Source organism: Nodosilinea sp. FACHB-131 (assembly GCF_014695395.1).
Lineage (GTDB): Bacteria > Cyanobacteriota > Cyanobacteriia > Phormidesmidales > Phormidesmidaceae > Nodosilinea.
In genome coordinates this window covers 86,651-108,169 of record NZ_JACJOF010000040.1, presented here as the reverse complement: position 1 = coordinate 108,169, position 21,519 = coordinate 86,651, and the positions used below count along the sequence as shown (strand labels likewise).

Genomic DNA, 21,519 nt, shown 5'->3' with positions numbered 1-21,519 from the left:
TGGCGTCGATGACCTTCTGACGCAAATCAAGGCTGTAGGGTTTGGCCATTGCACTCCTCACCGTGAGACTCCCCTACTTAGTCTATGTCCTAACCACCTTGACCATAGCTATATTTCTAGAAAATGTTCGCGCTTACTGGACGCACACAACCTTTGCAGCTCCATCAACCCTATCAAAACGTTCTGATGCAGCGCGATCGTTAGCCAGCATTGCTACTACGATTCTAAAACTGCAACCCGACATAATTCCAAACCACCTCCGCTATATCCCGAATGAGTTTCAATGACTCGAAATCCATATCCTTCTAACTCTTGATCGACCCACCCATGAGTTAAATCATCACGACGACTGCGGTATTGAGAAATGATCAACCGACCGTCTTGAGCAACAAACTCAGCCAATAATCTTTCAACGAAAGGCTTTCGATAATTGCGCGGCACGTAATCGAGTTCAGTCCGCACATAATCAAAATCCTGCGGCGGAGTCCAATCCCAAGCATTACCTACATAAATCTTGTGCGAAGTATGAAGGCGTTGTTGCGCCAAAGCAACAAGTTGGATTGAGTAGTCTAGACCGTAGGGGATAATCTCAATACCCTTTAGCTTTGCCCAAGCAACTAAACACTCCAGCAAATACCCATTTGCACAACCAATATCGAGATATGTACCAGGTTGCTGCACTGGTGCAATGTTTGCAATCCGCAGTCGTGTCCAATCCTCAAAAGACCCGCTCTTACCGGATTGCTGCCAAGCGGCAGGTAAGCCTACATAGGCTGTTTCCAAAGTCCGTTTAACTTCTGCGAACCAATCCTGTAAGTCCGCCAACGCTACATCATCAAATACAAAACCACATTGGCACTGCTTCATTGACTCCATGACTTGTTGCAAGCATTGAGGACACTGCATAGGCAATCAAATCTCAGAACAATTTAAGTCCAGTCATTTTTGGTTGTCCACCAACAGTTCACAAACCATGCCCCTATAGGCTGAAACGAAGTCAACCGACAAATTATTATGCTGACAGTCTCCGTGTAATTCTTACTGGGAAAGCCATTACACGGGTCACACTTACCAACGGTGATTACTTGAAGGAAACGTTTTGTCCCGGCTCCACACGAGGTTGTACTGAACTAATCTGCGAGAAGGTGGCTGGAGAAGACGTAGATGCGCTGGCTCTCCAGGCTCCCGCAGAGGTCGGAGGGTTTGACGGTTTCAGGCGTTGGCACTGCGTCGTGGTGAAAGACTTGGCGATCGAGGCCGACTTGCAAGCCGCTGAAGGGGTCGCTGCCACCGGAGATTAAGAAAGCGAGCTGGTCGATTTCAGGCCAGGCGGCGAGTTTGTCGAGTAGGGTGGCGATCGCATTCATCTGCGGCTGCGCACAATCGTGGTACCACACCTCAGATCCCGCTACCGGCAGGGTATCTAGCCCCAGATTCACAATCAGATCCGGCTGACTAAACAGCGCTGCCGCCACCGGGCGAGCTTCTTCTTGCAGCAGCAGCCCCTGGCTGTGGGCTAGCTCACGCAGGTGCTCTAACTTTTGGTAGCGCTCCTGTACTGGCAAGTCGCCGCTGCGCCAGTGGATGGCCACCGTTGCTAGGTAAGTCTGCACCAGCAGATGCCCCAGCTTTTGGGCCTTGGTGGCTAGGTAGCCCGAGTTGTAAGCAGTAGCCTCAATAATCAGCGGCACGCGGCTCACCATATCGAGACCGTAGCCCTTGATGCCCGCAATTTTGCGGGGGTTGTTGGTAATCAGGCAAAATTTCTGCACGCCGATGTCGTTGAGAATCTGCGCGCCGATGCCGTAGTTGCGCTGGTCTACCGGCAGGCCCAGTTTTTCGTTGGCTTCTACCGTATCGAGGCCCATATCTTGCAGAGAGTAGGCTTTGAGCTTGTTGACTAGACCAATGCCGCGCCCCTCCTGGCGCAGGTAAACCACCACGCCGCGCCCGGCCGCATCGATCATTTTGAGCGCCGCCTGAAGCTGCATACGGCAGTCGCAGCGCAGGGAGCCAAAGGCGTCGCCCGTGAGGCATTCGGAGTGGACGCGCACCATCACCGACTGGTCAGCAAAGGTGGCGGGGTCGCCTTTGACCATAGCCACATGCTCTGAGCCATCGAGCAGGTTGCGGTAGGCGTAGATGGCAAAGTCACCAAACTGGGTGGGCATGCTGGCCACCGCCTCCCGCTGCACAAAACGCTCGTGCTGCAGGCGGTAGTGAATCAAGTCGGCAATGCTGATCAGCTTGAGGCCAAAGGCTTTGGCATAGTTAACCAACTCGGGCAACCGCGCCATCGATCCGTCAGGGTTCTGAATTTCGCAGATCACCCCGGCGGGGTAGAGGCCCGCCAGCCGGGCCAGATCGACTCCGGCTTCGGTATGACCAGCCCGCTTCAGCACGCCGCCCTCCTTGGCTCGCAGGGGAAAGATGTGGCCGGGGCGGCGCAGGTCTTGGGGGCGAGCATTGGGGTTGATGGCGACTTGAATGGTGCGGGCGCGATCGTCAGCAGAAATGCCCGTAGTGACTCCCCAGCTCAGGGCGGCGTCAATGCTGACGGTAAAGGCGGTTTGCTCGTTTTCGTCTTCAAAGGCGCTAGGGCTAACCATCAGCGGCAAGTCCAGCTGATCGAGCCGTTCTCCAGTCATCGCCAGGCAGATCAGCCCCCGCGCTTCCACCGCCATAAAGTTGATGATGTCGGGAGTGGCAAACTGGGCGGCGCAGATTACGTCGCCTTCGTTCTCACGGTTTTCGTCATCCACTACCACAATCGACTTGCCTGCCGCCAGGTCGTGGAGCGCCGACTCAATCGAATCGAACTGAAAATCGGATGGCAGTTCGAGGTCGGAGGGTGACTGACGAGGGGCGGGCGGCATCTCCGATTCTGGGTTGAGCACGGTGGGGCAAACCTGTAGAAAGTACGTTAGCTTCTAAAATTCTAGCTTTATGACCTGCGCTTCATAGAGAGAATGGCCGTATCCCTAGAATCAGCGGTAAACCTGGCGCCATCGGCCTCAGATAATGGACCACTAACAGCATCCGAAGCCACCATGTTGAATTGGAGATTACTGGTTTACTATTACAGTGCTGATCTAAGGGGAAGGGGCTAACCGGGTTTAGCGATCGCCCCTCCAGAGCCGCCCCTACTCCCTTATATCCCTCAACCTAGCCAGCCCCAGAACCATGAGCGAGTCACCCGTCGGAAAAATCAAAGTCGGCATTGTGGGCGCGTCAGGCTACGGAGGGGTGCAGCTGGTGCGGCTGCTCACTCAGCACCCGGGGGTAGAGCTAGTCTACTTGGGGGGCGACAGCAGTGCTGGGCAGCCCTACACCGATATTTATCCCCATCTGGCAGGCTCCGTCAATTTAACGGTCGAAGCCGTAGATTTGGGCGAAATTGCCCAGCGTTGTCAGGTCGTGTTTCTGTCGTTACCCAACGGGCTGGCTTACGGCATGGCCCCGACGCTACTGGAGCGGGGCTGTCGGGTGCTTGACCTCTCCGCCGACTACCGCTTTGAGAATTTAAACACCTACCAGTCTTGGTACGGGGGCGATCGCACCGACCAGAGCATTGCGGGTGAAGCTGTGTACGGGCTGCCTGAGCTATTTCGCGATCGCATTCGTGACGCCCGCCTGGTGGGCTGCCCCGGCTGCTACCCCACCGCTAGCCTGCTGGGCATTGCCCCGCTGCTCAAGCAGGGTCTCGCCCAGCCCGAAACTCTGATCGTTGATGCCAAGTCTGGCACCTCTGGCGGTGGCCGGGTAGCCAAAACCAGCATGCTGCTCGCTGAAGCCAGCAACTCCTTGGGAGCCTACGGTGTTGCTCGCCACCGCCATACGCCCGAAATTGAAGCCATCTGCACAGGGTTGGCCAGTCAAGAGGTGATGGTGCAGTTTACACCTCACCTGATTCCTATGGTGCGGGGCATTTTAGCCACCATCTACGCCACCCTGCGCGACCCCGGCCTCGTGCGCGACGATCTGCTCACCATCTATAGCGCCTTCTATCGCTCTTCCCCCTGGGTGACGGTGCTGCCCAGCGGCACCTACCCCCAAACTAAGTGGGCCTGGGGCACCAACCGCTGCTACATCGGCCTTGAAACTGACCCGCGCACCGGACGGGTGATTGTCATGTCGGCGATCGACAACCTGATGAAAGGCCAGGCATCTCAAGCTGTACAATGCTTCAACCTAATGATGGGCCTCGAAGAGTCTCTTGGTCTACCGACCACTACTTTTTATCCCTAATACCAAATCCGAATCACATCACCCCGATTATCAAGAGGCCAAACCGTAGGGGCATAGGCGTAGCCGAGCCAAAGGCTCTATCGCATTCGCCCTTCTGAATTGGGGGTAGCCAAGCAGGATTTAGGATTAGTTGTCAGGGACTATTAACGAGGTTTAATGCGTGTTTAAAGGGCTGTTAGCTTGCTGACTTCTGCTCTAGCTGCCGTTGCTACAACTTCAATCAACTGAATTGGATCAACGGGTTTGGAGAGAAATTGTTGGAAGCCACCTGAGAGTGCTTGATTTCGATCTTCTGGCTTGGCATAGGCCGTCAGGGCGATCGCCGGAATTGTTCTGCCCAGTTCTTGTTCAACCATCCGAACTCGTTGCAGTAGTTCGTAGCCATTTTCGTTGGGCATGGCAATGTCACTTAACAACACATCGGGGTGCGAGTGTTGTAGGTAATCTATCACCTCTTGTCCACTGGCCACTGCAGTGACTTGAGCACCCGCTAGCTCCAGCGCGGTCACTAGATAGTTTCGGTTATCGACATTGTCATCTACTACCAAAACAGAGATATTCTCTAGGGCTAAATCGCTAGGCAATGACTCTGAGTTTGGCGTCTCGGCAGATGGGTCAAGCTGGGTTGGAGTGGGCAACGGCAGCGAGATAGTAAAGGTCGTGCCTTTGTCCTTGCCCTCGCTGGCAGCGTCAATTTTGCCGCCGTGAAGCTCAACGAGTTGGCGCACGATCGCCAATCCTAGCCCTAACCCATCGTGGGAACGGGTGGAAGACGAATCTGCTTGGCGAAAGTATTCAAAAATCTGAGGCAGAAAATCAGAGTCAATGCCGATGCCGGTGTCAGTTACAGTGATTTGGGCCAATACCGTGTTGGGTAAGGGGTGTGGGGTCGTTCGTTGTGGCTCTTGGTTTTTGCTAGTTATCCACGACTCATTGCCCATGATTCGCTTTAACCCCACCTCAACCTGTCCGCCTCCCGGCGTGAATTTAATGGCGTTTGAGAGTAAGTTGCGAAGGATTTGCTGTAGGCGCTGCATGTCGCCGCTGACAATACAGGGATCGGTCGTCAACTCACCGGTCAGTTGAATACCTTTTTCGTTGGCGGCAGGACGAATGGACTCCAGCTCGTCGGAGATCAAACTGAGCAAATCGACCGGATGTCGATGAATTTTCACTTTGCCACTGGTCAGGCGGGCAACATCGAGGATGTCATCGATGAGTTGCGCCTGAGATAGGGCGTTGCGATTAATAGTTTCGATCGCGCGGCTCGCCGTGCCCTCGTCGAGTTTGCCTGCTACCAATAGTTGTGACCAGCCTAAGATCGCGTTGAGCGGGGTTCGTAGTTCATGAGAAACGATCGCCATGAATTCATCTTTCATGCGGTTAGCAGCTTCTGCTTGCTGACGAGCAAGCTGTTCTTGAATAATCTCGACCTTCTGCATGGCTAATTCTGCCGATTGCCGCTGGATCTCCTGGTTTTTTTTGAACAATTCAACAAATACAGAGACTTTGGAAATGAGAATTTCGGGGTTAATCGGTTTGAGTAAATAATCCACTGCTCCCAGCGCGTAGCCCTTCATCTGCAACTGATCGTCGGTGCTAAACGCGGTGACGAAGATAATTGGGGTGTGCTCCGATCGCTCTCGCTGCCGAATCAGGGATGCGGTTTCAAACCCATCCATGCCTGGCATTTCTACATCTAGCAGAATTGCGGCAAAATCCTGATTCAGCAGACATCGAAGCGCTTCTTTTCCGGATTGAGCGGTCACGAGTTTCTGCCCCAATCTGCCCAAAATCTCTTCTAGGGCGATCAAGTTTTCTACGCGATCGTCAACCAGAAGAATGTTGGCTTCGAGTTCAGGGGGCATGGTGTGGAGAATGGGAGGACGGAGAGAATGAACTGCCAAGCAAAGTCTGAATTGAGGGTGAGAGCAGCCCAGTTCTCACCCTTTAGCACCTAGTCTCTAGATTGGGAGAGCCAGACTCGTAGTAGTGATAGCAGTTGCTCCATTTTGACTGGTTTCGTAATGTAATCGGTTGCACCTGCTTCCAGACATTTTTCGCGATCGCCTTTCATAGCTTTGGCCGTGAGGGCAATCATCGGCAGATCGGCGAACTGACTAATCTGTCGGATTGCCCCCATGGTTTCGTAGCCGTCCATTCCAGGCATCATAATATCCATCAGTACCACATCAATATCAGGATTTGCCTGCAAAATATCGATGCCCTCTCTACCGCTTTCGGCATAGAGAACCTGCATTTGCTCACGCTCTAACAGGCCGGTAAGGGCAAAGATATTGCGAACGTCATCATCTACAATCAGCACTTTTTTGTCTGCCAGAATCGGATCGTTCCGCCGTAGTTGTTCTAGCATCAACCGTTGGCGATCGGGTAAGTTTGCCTGAATCCGATGGAGGAACAAACTGGTTTCGTCGAGCAGGCGTTCGGGCGATCGCGCATCCTTGATGATCAAGATGTCGGACAGGCGGTGCAGTTCCGTTTCTTCCTGAACGGTTAGATCTTTGCCCGTGTAGACGATGATCGGCAGGCGACCTAAGTTTGGTTCGCGTTTGATTTGTTCGAGTAGCTCAAAATCTTTGGCATCGGGCAGCATCAGATCGAGGACTACACAATCAAACTGTTGGGCGCGAATCGCGGCTAGGGTTTCGGCAGCGGTGGCAACGGCCGTGATGCTGACATCGCTATTTCCGATTAAATCGACGATGCTTTGGCGCTGCTGTTCGTCGTCTTCTACCACTAGCAAGCTCTTGACCAACCGTTCCACAAACTCTTTCATACTGGCCAGGGCATTGAGCAGAGATTCACTGCTGACGGGTTTTTGCAGGTAGGCAATCGCCCCCTGCCGTAAGCTGCGACCTTGCCCATCTTCCACGGTCATAATGTGAACCGGAATGTGGCGGGTGGCCGGGTCGTGCTTAAGGTAGTCCAGCACGGTCCAACCGTCCAAAACGGGTAACCGGATGTCAAGCATGATGGCAGAGGGTTGAAACTCTTGCGCCATCTGTAGGCCCACATCGCCCCGGGTGGCAACTAAGCCTTTGAAGCCGTGTTCTCGCGACAGATCGAGCAAGATGCGGGCGAAGTTAACGTCATCTTCGATGATCAGCAAAGAGCGATCGTCGGGTTGAATCGAAACGCGATCGTCTTCTAGCGCTGGATCAACTGAGAAGGTACCCACTTGAGTTGCGGTGACCGGGATAGCGGCTTGGATTCCCCCTGACAAAGGCAACGCGACGTCTGTGGGGTGCAGGGCGATCGTCGAGCTAGCCGAGGAGCCATTCGGCAGTGGCGCTCTGCGAGTTTCTACCGAAATGGTTCTCTGCTCCCGACCGTCCCGTCTGCCGGTCTCCCCGTTCTCTTGGCGCTCCACATAGGTCAGTGGCAAATATAGAGTAAACGTACTGCCCTGACCCAGCTCACTGGTCAGGCGAATTTCACCGCCCAAAAGTTGGGCAATCTCCCGGCTAATCGACAGGCCTAAACCGGTGCCACCATAGCGGCGGCTCGTTGTCCCATCCTCTTGCTGGAAGGCCTCAAAGATGATCTGCTGTTTCTCTGGAGCAATGCCGATGCCCGTATCGCTCACCGCAAAGGCAATCACCTGATCCGCCTGATTTAATCTGATTTTCTCTGGACTCCAGCCCTGGGTGACAACGCTGATTTCTAGCGCTACTTGTCCCCGCTCGGTAAACTTGAAGGCGTTTGCCAGCAAGTTTTTCAACACCTGTTGCAGTCGCTTGGCATCGGTATAAAGGGTGCGGGGCAGTTGCTCGCTGAAGTGCATGTGAAAATCGAGTTTGCGATCGAGGGCAACCTGACGGAAGGTGCGCTCTAGATGCACTTGCAGATCGGCAAACAGGATGGGCTCAGCATTCACTGAAATTGTGCCAGATTCGATCTTCGCCAGATCGAGGATGTCGTTAATCAGCCCTAGCAAGTCATTGCCGGCGGAGTAAATGGTCTGAGAATATTCCACCTGTTTGTGGGTCAAGTTGTTCTCAGTGTTGTCGGACAGCAGTCGCGCCAAAATCAGCAAGCTGTTCAGCGGAGTTCGGAGTTCGTGGGACATGTTTGCCAGAAACTCAGATTTGTATTTAGACGTCAGCGCTAGCTGTTCAGCTTTTTCTTCCAAAGACAATCGCGCCTGCTCAATTTCGCGGTTTTTGCGCTCTACTTCGCTGTTCTGCGTCGCCAATAGTTCGGCTTTTTCCTGCAGTTCTTCGTTGGTCCGCTGTAGCTGCTCTTGCTGACTCTTGAGTAGGTCTTCTGACGCTTTCAAGGATTGCGCCTGTTGCTCCAAACGCCGGTTGGTGTCGGTGAGTTCAGTTTGCTGACCCTGCATTTCTTCCGCCAGAGATTGGGACTGTTTCAGCAGTTCCTCAGTTCGCATACTGGCGGCGATCGTGTTGAGCACGATCGCGATACTTTCGGTCAGTTGATCAAAAAATGTCAGGTGAATTTCGTTGAATCGGTTGAACGATGCCAACTCGACTACAGCTGTCACCTGCCCCTCAAACAAAACCGGCAACACGACCACATTCATCGGCGAAGCTTCACCCAGCCCAGAGTTGATCCTGATGTAGTCATGGGGCACCTCAGTGACCAGAATGCGCTCTTTCTCCAGAGCACATTGGCCGACCAAGCCTTCGCCGAGATAGAAGCGATTTGCTAAACTCTTGCGCTCTCGATAGGCGTAGGTACTGAGCAATTTCAGGCAGGGAGGATGGGTCTCGCTGGTTTCTAGTAAGTAGAATACGCCGTGTTGGGCGGATACCAGAGGAGCCAGTTCGGACAAGATCAGCTTGGAAACCGTTTCCAGGTCGCGCTGGCCCTGCAGCATCCGCGTAAATTTGGCCAGGTTGGTTTTGAGCCAGTCTTGCTCAATGTTTTTCTGGGTGGTTTCGCGCAGGTTGGCGATCATCTGGTTGACGTTATCTTTCAGAATGGCGACTTCGCCCTGGGCCTCAACCGCAATCACCCGCGTCAAATCGCCCTTGGTCACGGCGGTTGCCACTTCGGCGATCGCTCGTACCTGGGTCGTCAAGTTTGCCGCCAGTTCATTCACGTTGTCGGTCAGATCACGCCAGGTGCCTGATGCCCCCGGCACTTTCGCCTGACCACCCAGTTTTCCTTCAATCCCTACTTCCCGCGCTACGGTTGTCACCTGGTCGGCGAAGGTTGCCAGCGTGTCGATCATCTCGTTGATCGTGTCTGCCAGGGTTTCGATTTCCCCTTTGGCATCCAGCATCAACTTCTGTTTCAGGTTGCCGTTGGCGACGGCCGTCACAACTTTAGCGATGCCTCGCACCTGCGCCGTCAGGTTGCCAGCCATTGAGTTGACGTTATCGGTCAGGTCTTTCCAGATGCCCGCTACGCCAACTACCTGGGCTTGACCGCCCAGTTTGCCTTCGGTTCCCACTTCCCGCGCCACCCGCGTTACCTCAGAGGCAAAGGAACTCAGCTGATCCACCATCGTGTTGACGGTGTTTTTCAGTTCAAAAATCTCACCGCGCACATCTACGGTGATTTTCTTAGACAGGTCGCCGTTGGCGATCGCAGTCGAGACCTCGGCAATGTTCCGCACCTGCGCCGTCAGATTGCCCGCCATCGAGTTCACTGAATCGGTCAAATCTTTCCAGGTGCCGGCAACACCCGACACCTGCGCCTGTACACCCAATTTTCCTTCGGTGCCCACCTCTCGCGCCACCCGCGTTACCTCTGAGGCGAAGGAGTTGAGCTGATCCACCATGATGTTGATGGTGCTTTTTAGGTCAAGAATTTCACCTTTTACGTCTACCGTGATTTTCTTGGAGAGATCGCCGTTTGCCACCGCCGTTGTGACTTCGGCAATGTTCCGCACCTGCGCCGTCAAACTACCCGCCATGAAGTTTACCGAGTCGGTCAGATCTTTCCAGGTGCCGGCCACACCAGGTACCTGCGCCTGTACGCCCAACTTGCCTTCGGCACCCACTTCCCGCGCTACCCGCGTCACCTCAGAGGCGAAGGAGTTGAGCTGATCCACCATCGTATTGACGGTGTTTTTTAGCTCCAAAATTTCGCCCTTGACATCCACCGTGATCTTCTTGGACAAATCGCCATTGGCCACGGCCGTTGTCACTGCCGCAATGTTCCGCACCTGGGCCGTTAGACTGCCGGCCATGAAGTTTACCGAGTCGGTCAGATCTTTCCAGGTGCCGGCCACGCCGCGCACATCGGCCTGCACACCCAGCTTGCCTTCGGCGCCCACTTCTCGGGCCACCCGCGTCACCTCAGAGGCAAAGGAGCTGAGCTGGTCCACCATGATGTTGATGGTGTTTTTCAGCTCCAAGATTTCACCTTTCACCTGCACGGTAATCTTCTTGGACAGGTCACCGTTGGCGATCGCCGTTGCCACGTCAGCAATGTTTCGCACCTGCCCGGTCAGGTTGCCTGCCATCGAATTCACATTGTCGGTCAGGTCTTTCCAGGTGCCGGCAACGCCAGGAACTTCTGCCTGCACGCCGAGTTTCCCTTCCGTTCCCACCTCCCGTGCTACCCGGGTTACCTCGGAGGCAAAGGAACTGAGTTGATCCACCATCGTATTGATCGTGTTCTTCAGTTCCAGAATTTCACCTTTAACATCCACTGTGATCTTCTTAGACAAGTCGCCGTTTGCCACAGCGGTTGTCACATCGGCAATATTCCGCACCTGCGCCGTCAGGTTGCCCGCCATCGAGTTCACGGAGTCCGTCAAATCCTTCCAGGTGCCGGCAACACCGCGCACCTCGGCCTGTACGCCCAGTTTTCCTTCGGTTCCCACTTCCCGCGCCACCCGCGTTACCTCAGAGGCAAAGGAGTTGAGTTGATCCACCATGATGTTGATGGTGCTTTTCAGGTCGAGAATTTCACCTTTAACATCCACCGTGATCTTCTTAGACAGGTCGCCGTTTGCCACGGCCGTTGTGACTTCGGCAATATTCCGCACCTGCGCCGTCAAACTACCCGCCATGAAGTTTACCGAGTCAGTCAAATCCTTCCAGGTGCCGGCCACACCACGCACTTGCGCCTGCCCGCCCAGTTTGCCGTCGGCTCCCACTTCCCGCGCCACCCGCGTCACCTCTGAGGCAAAGGAGTTGAGCTGATCCACCATCGTGTTGACGGTGTTTTTCAGCTCCAGAATTTCGCCTTTGACATCGACCGTGATTTTGCGGGACAGGTCACCGTTGGCGATCGCCGTTGCCACCTCAGCAATGTTTCGCACCTGCCCGGTCAAATTGCCCGCCATCAGGTTCACGTTATCGGTCAAGTCTTTCCAGGTGCCGGCAACCCCTTTCACTTCCGCCTGTACGCCCAACTTGCCTTCGGTGCCCACTTCCCGCGCCACCCGCGTCACCTCAGAGGCAAAGGAATTCAGCTGATCCACCATTGTGTTGACGGTGTTCTTCAGCTCCAGAATTTCACCTTTGACATCGACCGTGATTTTGCGGGACAGGTCACCGTTGGCGATCGCCGTTGCCACCTCGGCAATGTTTCGCACCTGGCCGGTTAAGTTGCCCGCCATGAAGTTTACCGAATCGGTCAGGTCTTTCCAGGTGCCAGCCACGCCGCGCACCTCTGCCTGCCCGCCCAACTTACCCTCAGCGCCCACTTCTCGCGCTACCCGGGTTACCTCAGAGGCAAAGGAGTTGAGTTGATCCACCATTGTGTTGATGGTGCTTTTCAGGTCGAGAATTTCACCTTTAACATCTACGGTAATTTTTTTGGAGAGATCGCCGTTGGCCACTGCCGTCGTCACTTCGGCAATGTTCCGCACCTGCGCCGTCAAGTTGCCGGCCATCGAGTTCACGGAGTCCGTCAAATCCTTCCAGGTGCCGGCCACCCCGGGCACTTGCGCCTGTACACCCAGCTTGCCTTCAGTTCCCACTTCCCGCGCTACCCGCGTTACCTCAGAGGCGAAGGAGTTGAGCTGATCCACCATGATGTTGATGGTGCTTTTCAGGTCCAGAATTTCGCCTTTGACATCGACCGTAATTTTCTTGGAGAGATCACCGTTGGCCACTGCCGTCGTCACTTCGGCAATGTTCCGCACCTGCGCCGTCAGGTTCCCCGCCATCGAGTTCACGTTGTCGGTCAAATCTTTCCAAGTACCAGCAACCCCTTTGACTTCCGCCTGCACGCCCAATTTGCCTTCGGTTCCCACCTCTCGCGCTACCCGCGTCACCTCAGAAGCAAAGGACTGCAGCTGAGCCACCATCGTGTTAACGATTTGTGCCGTTTGCAGAAACTCCCCCTGCAGCGATCGCCCTTCAATCTCGGTTGCGATCGCCTGTGACAGGTCACCATTGGCCACCGATCGGATCACCCGTGTAATCGCCGCCATTGGCTGCACTAGATCCACAATCAGCGTGTTGATTGACCCTTCACAAGCTTTCCACGATCCTTTTGCTCCACCCAACGAAGCCCGTTCGTTCGTCTTGCCCTCTTTCCCCACCACCCCACTGATCCGCTCTAGCTCCGTCGTGATCTGCTCGTTTTTGTCAATAATGTCATTGAGCGTATCGGCCACTTTTCCTGCAATGCCCGTCTGATCAACCGGCATTCGCACTGAAAAATTTCCTTTCTTCACTTCAGTCAAAACTTTGAGCAGTTGCTTCAGGTCGAAGCTATTGGTCTCAGCGAGGGTTTGAGCGGTTGTCATAAGCTTCTACGGCTGCTTTTGGTAGGGATGGCGATAAAGGATGACGCTTGAGCCAGTGAGGTAGTAAGTTTCTGCAGCGAAAGGCTTTTCGAAGAGCAGACACACCTCCCCTTACGGATCATCTACCGCAAAGGATAGAATCGGCTTCATACCTTGGACAGAGGGATGGATTTTTATTAATCAGTCCCAAGAGAGATGTCAATACAGCATTTCTGGCCCAATTTGGATAAGCTAGCTATATGATTTGCACAATAGTTGCTTGCAGGCTGTATAACGAGCAGTTGGCAATGGATGTGATTACATTTCTGACTGTCAGTTGCTATTGCCTGTACCAGCCCTTCTAGTATCTCACCTTCTAACCCGCAATTCCCTTGGACGATCAATCCTTACTTAATGAATCGAGTCAGTCGGGAATCAATCTACCTCAACTGGTTGAGGCTGTAGTTCAAGCTGTAACAAAAGTCGGTGAAAGCCGAGACTTAGAGACGGCTTTAGCCATTCGAGATGAAATCCGGCGCTTACCGGACGAGCTAGTAACAGAGGTGTTGAATCAGCTGATTCTAAGATTGATTTTTATCGATTCGTTGCTGTGTCGCTGGTTTGTGCTAGATGTGTTTTTGCATGATGCTGATCCAGAGGCAAAAGCCGATGTTGCCGAGCGAATTAATGTATTGATGGCAGACTTGCGATCGCAGCAAACATGATTCTTCCCTACATCAGCTCAAGCTTTCTTTGCTCATCAAAGGTTGTGAGTGAGTAATCAACGCAAGATGTTTCGGAGCAAATGGACCGATTCATATTCATCTGTTTAGGATGCTATCGCCCCTACTCAGACAGCCTCCTTGCTTGATAAGTCTTATCCAAATCCAAAAGTGAAGTTTTTTGTAGGTAGAACTTCACTTCTAGACTCGGTATATAAGCAGGTCTTTATCCAACGTTTTACTTACAAAGTAGACGAATTAAAAACCCGATCGCTATGAGGTTGCTCAAATACCAAAGTGTTCTGAATACCTATTGGAGCTGAACCACCGTTTTAGTTTTCCCGACCAGAGGATACTGCAAACACTCCCTCAGTAGAACAGGTATAAAAAACCGATCATTATGACAAAAGATTAAGCAGTTTTGGTATCTATGGGCTGAGTAGAGTGGCTGTTTTTCTGCCCTTGTCCTTCAAGCCAATAACGACGTTATGCGCCAATTCTGCTTCACATTCAAAAACATTCGTCCCAGCAGTCATCGCGCTTGAGATGCGGCCATTTCCCTTCAACGGGGCTCATCTCTGAAAAACAGGCGGGCAAGAAAACCACGTAGAGTCCCTAAACTTCCCACTCGTCCCAGTGGTCAGCATTGCATCCAGCGGAAGCTTGCGTTTGCCGTCTAGGCTCGGCTCGCCTAATCCGTCCAAACCACTTGCCGTTCTGACTTAGTGCGATAGCCCGTTTGCTCTTGAATTACCCGACCAGCCTGGGTCGGGTCAAAGTAGCGATCAAAATCGGCTCTCAAGCGGGCGTGGGTTACCTCTGCTTGGTCAAGCTCATGGCGCACTATCTCGAGCTGCTGCACCTGAGCTTGGAGATAAGGCACCAATCGCACCAGCGATACAGTTGCTACCAACCCCAAAAAACAGTTCACCCCTAGCCGAGCACTCAGCTCAAATACTGGGGTATGACGAGCTAGGCGTCGCCAGGGTTCTGTCTGCCGCCGTCCTCGTCGCCGCTGAACAGGCATTCGATTTGCGGAAGACGTAGGCAGCGGGCTACGAGATCGGGAATGGCGCATGGGGTAGGTGCTTGAAGCTGGCTTTTATTATGCCTGAGAACAATGAGAATAAACCTCATCTGCCCCTAGAAGTAGGCGTTTTACCTTCGGGCGATCACAAATCTCTAACCTCAGTCAGAAACTCTGCTTCGAACTGCCTTTAAACACCTAAGCGTTACGAAAAACCGGGAGTTGAGTTAGGGGTTAAGGCATAATAAAGGTAATGGATTTCCTGCCCCATGCCCCGACGCATTTTTATTGGCGATATTCACGGTCACTTCGACGGTCTTCAGCGGCTGTGGGATGCGATCGCCCCAGAACCCGACGATAAAGTCTATTGTGTCGGCGACCTCATCGATCGCGGCCCTAAGAGCGCTGATGTAGTCGATTTTGTGCGTCGTCACGCCGCTGGCTGTGTGCGGGGCAACCACGAGCAGCTGATTCTAGATACCTTTGTCGACGGCAAAATCAATCCTCCCACCCTCCAGGGCTGGATCTTTAGCGGTGGCCAGGCTACCCTCACCAGCTACCACGGGTCCGCCGCCACCCTCGAAGACCACCTCGACTGGCTGCGCCAGTTGCCCCTCTACATTGACCTAGGCGATCTGTGGCTGGTGCATGCCGGGGTCAATCCCATGCTGCCCATCGCCGAACAGAGCAGCTACGAGATGTGCTGGATTCGCGAAACCTTCCACAGCAGTCTGACACCCTTTTTCTCCGACAAGCTGATCATCACGGGCCACACTATTACCTTTACCTTCCCTGGCGTAGACCCTGGCCAAATTGTCGCCGGGCGCGGCTGGCTCGATATCGACACGGGTGTCTACCACCCCCGCAGCGGTTGGCTCACCGCCCTCGACTGGGATAACCAGATCGTCTATCAAGTAAATGTGTTTGAGCCGATTGAACGGGTGCGATCGTGCGCCGAAGCAATCACCTACCTTGACCCGACGCTGATTAGAAAACGTCCCCGCGACATGGTCAGCCGCGCTGCGTTTTAGCCCGCCACTTCCCATAGAAGAAATGCTACGGGTAAAATCTTTACCCGGCGAGAGCTACGCTTTTATTTCAGCGTTCAGTTTTGGCCGGGACGACTAAAATACTGAGTTAAGCTAGTGGCGAAACGGCTCTGGCCAGATAAAAATTTTGGTCAAGTGCAGTTATCGCCGAGCATAGGGTTCCAGTTGGCCGTAGGAGAATGCGTTGTGTTTACTGGCCTAGATCTGGTTGTGATATTGCTGGTGTTTGCCGCGTTTTTTTATGCCACAGGCTCTAGCAAAGGCTCGGAGTTTAAGCTAGAGCCACTGACGCTACTGGTGGTAGCGATTGTAGTGGGAATGATAGCGGTTTCGCTTTTGAACCGCTGAGCGGGCCAGAGTCCCTCAATCGTTAGGGATTATAGAAAAATTGACAGGGGCCGCAGAAAACTGGCCAGACTATTGTAGGCATCCTGAATGCGATCGCCCTCTAGCACCACTTCTTGGGTGGGGTACTTTTGCAGCACCTCCAGCAGAGTAATGTGGCTATCGTCGCTGGCAGATAGCACCAGGGCCGATCGCAGCGCCTGGCGGTCGGCTTCGCCTTTACCCGTGTGGATAGAGTCGCCGAGCTGATCGAGGGCCCACTCTCCAGGGCCGCTGTTGAGGGAGCGATCGAGCACGACTGAGTTGACGGGCAGAGGGCGAGTCAGCAGCGATCGCAGCTCAGCTGGGTTCTGCCCCGCCTGGTTCAGCAGCCCATTGAGTGGCCCGGAGGAGTCACCGGTTTCAGCCAGGGCAGTTAACAACGCTACAGGCACCGTGCGGCTGAACCCTCGGTAGTTGAGGCGCACCGACTCAGCCGCTCCCGCTGGAGCGACCAAGGCTCCCAAACCCAAGCTGGTTAACGCCACTGCCATTAAGACTTGATGGGTTCGATGTTGCATCGCGACCTCCTACCGATTTATCTGCTGACGTCACGGCTTTCCTAAAGGTTGCGGCCCTGACGCGTGTGATCAGTATAACGAGGCTGACTGAGTCGCCTAGTTGCTCTGGGCTAGATTAGAGCCTGAGTACACCGCGCTGGTTCACTAGCTCTAGCTGCCCGATCGCGTGCTGAGAGAATAGCAAAAGCGATCGGCGCGGGAGATGGTCGACCCATGCAGCACCGGCTGCTGGTCGCGGCTGTAGGCCGTGTAGCGGTAAACCATGAGAGCGTGGCCCAAGGGCACTTCCAGGTAGCCGCTCAGGTCGTAGTCAGCATGGGTGCACTCAATTACGCCGTCTAGACGTTCGACCGGAATGCCGTTTTGGGCCAGGGTAGGAAAGGTCATCTGCCGCTTGAAGAGGGGAGCCAGGGCTTCACCCAACGCGGTGCTCAAGTAAGAAATATCCACCGCCCCGGCGGCGCCATCCATACGCAGGAGCTTTTTCTGCCGGTAAACTTCAGATTTTTCGGCAATACCCAGCTCAGCGGCGACGTCAGTGGCGGCAGGCACCGACTCAAAGGCCAGATTTTCAAAAGAGAAGGCGACCCCTTGACGGGCCATATCTTGCTCTAAGAACACCAGCGGGCTAGAGAGAGAGTAGGTAACCTTTTTCTGCGGTGTGACAAAAACGCCCTTACCCCGATAGGCGATCGCCAACCCCTGGCTGACCAAATTTGCCACCGCCTGGCGGGCCGTAATGCGGCTGACGCTAAAGGTTTCCATCAGCTGATGCTCGCTGGGCAGGCGATCGCCAGACTTGTACTCCCCCACCTCAATCTGGTGGCGCAGCTTTTCAGAAATGCTGATGTGTAGCGGAGTAGACATGGTCAGGAAACCATCAACAGACGGCGGACATTCTTCAAAACGGCTTTGGCGCCCCAAATAATTGTGCTAAGCTCACTTGTTATAACAAGTTGGCAGAGGGTCGTTGTGCCGCCCGATTTAGTTAGTGGGTCGTTGTGGGAATAGTGGTTTGAGCGCCTAGACGTTTCGCAACCAGGCTGCTTCCCATTTTTTGATTATCTGACGTTGCCCAAACATTTTCTACCAGAACGTTAACCATGCCTACGAATACTACCCCTGCTGTCGAGTCCAGACCATTGCCCCGTCAACCACGCCAGATTTTATCGGCGACAGCCTTGGCTACCCTCAACCAGCGATCGAACTGGGCCGGGGCCAGGCAGTTTTTTGGCCACTTGGCAGTGATGGCCGTCAGCGGCTACCTCTGGGCCACCGCTCCTCTGGGGCTAGCGCTGCCCGCCCTGGTAGTCTACGGGGCCAGTCTGGCTCTGATGTTTTGCGCCATGCACGAGTGCTGCCACCGCACCGCCTTCGCCAACCCCCGTCTCAGTGACGGAGCCGCCTGGCTGGCGGGGCTGCTGTCGTTTTATAACAGCACGTTTTACCGGCGCTACCACAAGTGGCATCACCGCTATACCCAAATCCCCGGCAAAGACCCTGAGCTAGAAGACGACAAGCCCACCAGCTTAAGCAACTACTTTTGGCAGATGAGCGGTGTTTCCTGGTGGATCGGCAAGGTGCGCTACCACAGCAAAGTCGCCCTGGGGCAACTCGACGGTCTATATTACTTACCCGAAAGCTCCCACGCTGAGGTAGTTCGTTCAGTGCAGCTGCAGCTGCTGACCTATGCGGCGGTGGTAGTTGTCTCCACCCTGCTGGGCCAGCCGTGGTTTTTGTTCACCTACTGGGTGCTGCCGCTGGCAGTGGGTCAACCCCTGCTGCGGGTTGTGCTGCTAGCCGAGCACACCGGCTGTCCCAACGACGCCAACCCGCTAATCAACACCCGCACCACGCTCACCCTCTGGCCCCTACGCTGGTTGATGTGGAACATGCCCTACCACGCGGAGCACCACCTCTACCCATCAATTCCGTTTCAGGCGCTGTCGGCGGCCCACGAGCAGCTCAAGCCCTACTTTGCCTGCATAGACGCTGGCTATGTGCGAGCCCATCGCAGCATTACGGCAGATTTTAGCTGATGGGTATGGTCACGCCGAGACAATTTACGCTTCAGAAATTTCCTCTCCAGTGCGGTATTGTCCTACCCCAGGTGGAGGTGGTGTATCAGGTCTATGGAGAGTTGAATAGTCACCGTAGCAACGCCATCCTCTACCCCACATCCTACGGAGCTCAGCACACCGATGTTGACTGGCTGGTGCGTTCTGGCGGCATTCTTGACCCCGATCGCTGGTGCGTGGTGATGGTCAACATGTTTGGCAATGGTCTTTCAACCTCGCCCAGCAATGACCCGGCAGCCGCTCAGCCCGGCGTCTATTTCACCCATTACGACAACGTGCGTGCCCAACATGCACTAATTACACAAGAACTTGGCATAGACCAGCTAGCCCTGGTCTATGGCTGGTCGATGGGGGCGCAGCAGGGCTACCACTGGGCGGCCCTCTACCCCGATCGCGTGCAGCGCCTAGTCACCCTCTGCGGCACCGCCAAAACCACCGATCACAACAAGCTCTTTCTCTACAGCCTGCGGGCTGCCCTGATTAGCGATCCAACCTGGAACGGTGAACGGTTTGAGGGCACCCCCGATCGCGGCTTTCACACTTTTGCCCAGATCTACGCCAGCTGGGCGGCCAGTCAAGCTTTCTATCGGGCTAAGCCCTACTTGGCCTGGGGCTACGACTCCCTCGAAGACTACATTTTGCGCGGCTGGGAGGCGGGCTACCGCCAGCGTGACCCCCACAACTTGCTGGCCATGATCGATACCTGGCTGCGCTGCGATGTGAGCGATAATCCGGTTTACCAGGGCGACTACGCTAAAGCGATGGGGTCAATCACCGCCAAAACTCTGGTTATGCCCGCTACCACCGATCTGTACTTTACTCCTGAGGATTGCGCCGCCGAGGCAGCGCTGATTCCCGACGCCGAGTATCGGCCCATCCCCTCGATCTGGGGGCATCGGGCCGGTAACCCCTACCAAAACCCTGAGGACGAGGCGTTTATTCAAGAGGCGATCGCAGCGCTTTTGGGTCAATGACCCCTTCGGCTAGGGTTCCAGCTGCACCGACGGTTCGCACTGCACCGGAAAGTTCACCGAGTTGGCAATAAAGCACTTTTGATGGGCCTGCTCGTGGAGCTGTACCGCCAGCTCTGAGTCACTCTCGGGCGTAATGGTCACAATGGGACGGAGCAAAACCTTAGAAAACTGCCCGCCGCCGTCCCCTGATTCCATCATCGTGCCGATTGGGTAGTCGACATAGCGGGTGACAATCACCTGAGCCTCGGCACACAAATGCAGGTACCACAGCATGTGGCAGCTCGATAGCGAGGCCACCAGCAATTCTTCAGGATTGTATTTGGTTTTGTCACCTCGAAAGACTGGGTCGGCGGAGGCTACGATCGCCGGCTTGTCGGCAGCGGTAATGGTGTGGGCGCGATCGTAGGTGCTGTAGCTCTGGGTGCCCGACCCGGTGTTGCCCGTCCAGGTCACTTCCACCCGGTAGAGATGGGGCTTTGATTTGGTCATACTAGTCCTCGCCAGTGCAGGGCTCGTTGTGCCATCGTTTCACAAATTCGCCTTTGCCATTCATGTACTCGTCAATGTCGTTGGGGTACTGCGCTGCCAAAGTGCGCTTGGGTTCACTGTACTGCTCGACGCGGTCAGGTGAGCGATCAATACATTGGAGGGTAAATCTGAATCTGCCCCATAGTGATTCGCGAAGCGTGAAGCTTATACACTCAGAAACGGAAACTGACTCGGAATGAGTATCCCTGCAGGAATCGCCGCAGCCTACAGATCTAGGGAGAGCAAAACGCGATCGCGGCACCAAATGCCGTTTTCATAAATTGGCTCTGGATAGTAGCGCACAAAATAGTCGCGATCGATTGACTCCATGCGAAAGCCCATTTTTTGGTAAAACGCCAGCTGCCCAATGCCAGCGGTGCCGGTGCCCACGATCATGCGCTTGGCGCCTTGTTGACGCGATCGCTCCACGGCTGCCGCCAACAGCAACTTCCCCAACTTCTTGCCCTGGTGGCTGGGGGCAACGGCAATATTCATGACTTCGACCGTCTGCGGAGCGCAATTCAGCAGCACCACTACCGCAATCACAGCATCCCCCGCCATCAGCCCCATCACCGTAGATTGATGAATATAGGCGTCAATCAGCTCTCGCGACGGATCGGCATCCAGCAGTAGCGGCCAGGGCCATTCTGCTGGGGTCAGATCTTTTACCTGCATAGCCTGACCAAGCATGTGTGGGCCTAGTGTACCGAGCAAACGTGCAGAACGAAAACCCATGAGGATAGCCCTCAGCAAAAAAGGGCATCCCGTAGGACGCCCTTTTTCACAACTACTGTTAAGCCTCAGGGCCTAACACCTCAAAGTCAGAAGACTAGTTCTCTAGAACAACCTTGGCTACCATGCCAGCGCCACGGTGGGGAGCACAGTAGTAGGTGTAGGTACCAGCAGGCATGTCGCTGGTAAAGGTGGTGGCGTAGTTTTCGCCGGGGGCAAAGGTCAGCTGGGTGTGGGAAATGCTGTCGGCCAGAGCCTTGTCGCCGGGCACACCAGCAGCATCAAATACGACGTTGTGGGGGGCCATTTTGTTGTTAACCCAGGTCACGGTGTCGCCAGGCTTGACGGTGACGGTGCTCGGTTCAAACACCAGCAGACCCGCATCAGAACCCATTTTCACATCGTAGTTGGTGGCCGCAGCAGGGGCAGAGGCCAGGGTGAGAGTACCCACCACTAAAAGAGCAGACAGAATAACCAAGCCCAAACGCTGGGCGGCGCGAAATACACGTTGCATAACTACCTCTAAAGCTCGTATCTCTAGTTCAATCAGTCAGGGGGCTGTTGAACAGCCTTCCTATG

General features: G+C 54.6%; 15 protein-coding genes. 5 read left to right on the top strand and 10 right to left on the bottom strand.

The annotated features are described in order from the left end of the window. Nucleotides 1-216: 216 nt before the first annotated feature. Together H6F75_RS26505 and ribBA are read right to left on the bottom strand one after the other, a co-directional pair. On the bottom strand, nt 217-876 hold the full coding sequence (locus tag H6F75_RS26505; protein ID WP_199304149.1) for a class I SAM-dependent methyltransferase: 660 nt from the start codon (nt 874-876) through the stop codon (nt 217-219). Nucleotides 877-1,130: 254 nt separating this feature from the next. After that, complete coding sequence (gene ribBA / locus H6F75_RS26500; protein ID WP_190756196.1) at nt 1,131-2,876, bottom strand: bifunctional 3,4-dihydroxy-2-butanone-4-phosphate synthase/GTP cyclohydrolase II; 1,746 nt, start codon at nt 2,874-2,876, stop codon at nt 1,131-1,133. A gap of 307 nt (nt 2,877-3,183) precedes the next feature. Between ribBA and argC the strand changes: the two genes are divergently transcribed. Then, entirely contained in the window at nt 3,184-4,248 is a 1,065-nt protein-coding gene (gene argC / locus H6F75_RS26495) for an N-acetyl-gamma-glutamyl-phosphate reductase (protein WP_190756180.1), read from the top strand. Between the two features lie 164 nt (nt 4,249-4,412). Here the strand turns inward: argC and H6F75_RS26490 are convergent, their stop codons facing one another. Together H6F75_RS26490 and H6F75_RS26485 are read right to left on the bottom strand one after the other, a co-directional pair. After that, nucleotides 4,413-6,116: a response regulator gene (locus tag H6F75_RS26490; RefSeq protein WP_190756178.1), complete on the bottom strand. Its 1,704-nt coding sequence runs from the start codon at nt 6,114-6,116 to the stop codon at nt 4,413-4,415. An 89-nt stretch (nt 6,117-6,205) separates the two neighbouring features. Next, nucleotides 6,206-12,946: a HAMP domain-containing protein gene (locus H6F75_RS26485; RefSeq protein WP_190756177.1), complete on the bottom strand. Its 6,741-nt coding sequence runs from the start codon at nt 12,944-12,946 to the stop codon at nt 6,206-6,208. A 371-nt stretch (nt 12,947-13,317) separates the two neighbouring features. Between H6F75_RS26485 and H6F75_RS26480 the strand changes: the two genes are divergently transcribed. Next, a complete protein-coding gene (locus tag H6F75_RS26480; protein ID WP_190756175.1) occupies nt 13,318-13,650 on the top strand; it encodes a hypothetical protein in 333 nt (110 codons plus the stop codon). A gap of 688 nt (nt 13,651-14,338) precedes the next feature. On the opposite strand, the gene H6F75_RS26475 is transcribed toward H6F75_RS26480, so the two are convergent. Continuing rightward, nucleotides 14,339-14,674 carry a hypothetical protein gene (locus H6F75_RS26475; RefSeq protein WP_190756172.1) on the bottom strand — a complete coding sequence of 112 codons (336 nt, stop codon included), beginning with the start codon at nt 14,672-14,674 and terminating at the stop codon, nt 14,339-14,341. A 269-nt stretch (nt 14,675-14,943) separates the two neighbouring features. Here H6F75_RS26475 and H6F75_RS26470 point away from each other — a divergent pair, with 269 nt between their 5' ends. Next, the gene (locus H6F75_RS26470; RefSeq protein WP_190756170.1) at nt 14,944-15,705 is read left to right on the top strand and encodes a metallophosphoesterase family protein; all 762 of its coding nucleotides are present in this window, start codon (nt 14,944-14,946) and stop codon (nt 15,703-15,705) included. Between the two features lie 395 nt (nt 15,706-16,100). On the opposite strand, the gene H6F75_RS26465 is transcribed toward H6F75_RS26470, so the two are convergent. Both H6F75_RS26465 and H6F75_RS26460 read right to left on the bottom strand, forming a co-directional pair. Next, nucleotides 16,101-16,628, bottom strand: a complete 528-nt coding sequence (locus tag H6F75_RS26465; protein ID WP_242020370.1) for an alpha/beta hydrolase — start codon at nt 16,626-16,628, stop codon at nt 16,101-16,103. A 150-nt stretch (nt 16,629-16,778) separates the two neighbouring features. Next, nucleotides 16,779-17,495, bottom strand: a complete 717-nt coding sequence (locus tag H6F75_RS26460) for a GntR family transcriptional regulator (RefSeq protein WP_190756168.1) — start codon at nt 17,493-17,495, stop codon at nt 16,779-16,781. Between the two features lie 236 nt (nt 17,496-17,731). Between H6F75_RS26460 and H6F75_RS26455 the strand changes: the two genes are divergently transcribed. Together H6F75_RS26455 and H6F75_RS26450 are read left to right on the top strand one after the other, a co-directional pair. Continuing rightward, entirely contained in the window at nt 17,732-18,667 is a 936-nt protein-coding gene (locus tag H6F75_RS26455) for a fatty acid desaturase (protein ID WP_190756166.1), read from the top strand. Nucleotides 18,668-18,672: 5 nt separating this feature from the next. Beyond that, a complete protein-coding gene (locus H6F75_RS26450) occupies nt 18,673-19,680 on the top strand; it encodes an alpha/beta fold hydrolase (RefSeq protein ID WP_190756164.1) in 1,008 nt (335 codons plus the stop codon). Nucleotides 19,681-19,689: 9 nt separating this feature from the next. Here H6F75_RS26450 and H6F75_RS26445 read toward each other — a convergent pair whose 3' ends face one another. The 3 genes from H6F75_RS26445 to petE all read right to left on the bottom strand — a co-directional run bounded on the left by H6F75_RS26445 (nt 19,690) and on the right by petE (nt 21,454). Beyond that, entirely contained in the window at nt 19,690-20,169 is a 480-nt protein-coding gene (locus tag H6F75_RS26445) for an OsmC family protein (protein WP_190756162.1), read from the bottom strand. Nucleotides 20,170-20,433: 264 nt separating this feature from the next. After that, nucleotides 20,434-20,883, bottom strand: coding sequence for a GNAT family N-acetyltransferase (locus tag H6F75_RS26435; RefSeq protein ID WP_190756158.1), 450 nt, complete (start codon nt 20,881-20,883; stop codon nt 20,434-20,436). Between the two features lie 154 nt (nt 20,884-21,037). Beyond that, nucleotides 21,038-21,454, bottom strand: coding sequence for a plastocyanin (gene petE / locus H6F75_RS26430; protein ID WP_190756156.1), 417 nt, complete (start codon nt 21,452-21,454; stop codon nt 21,038-21,040). Nucleotides 21,455-21,519 lie beyond the last annotated feature (65 nt).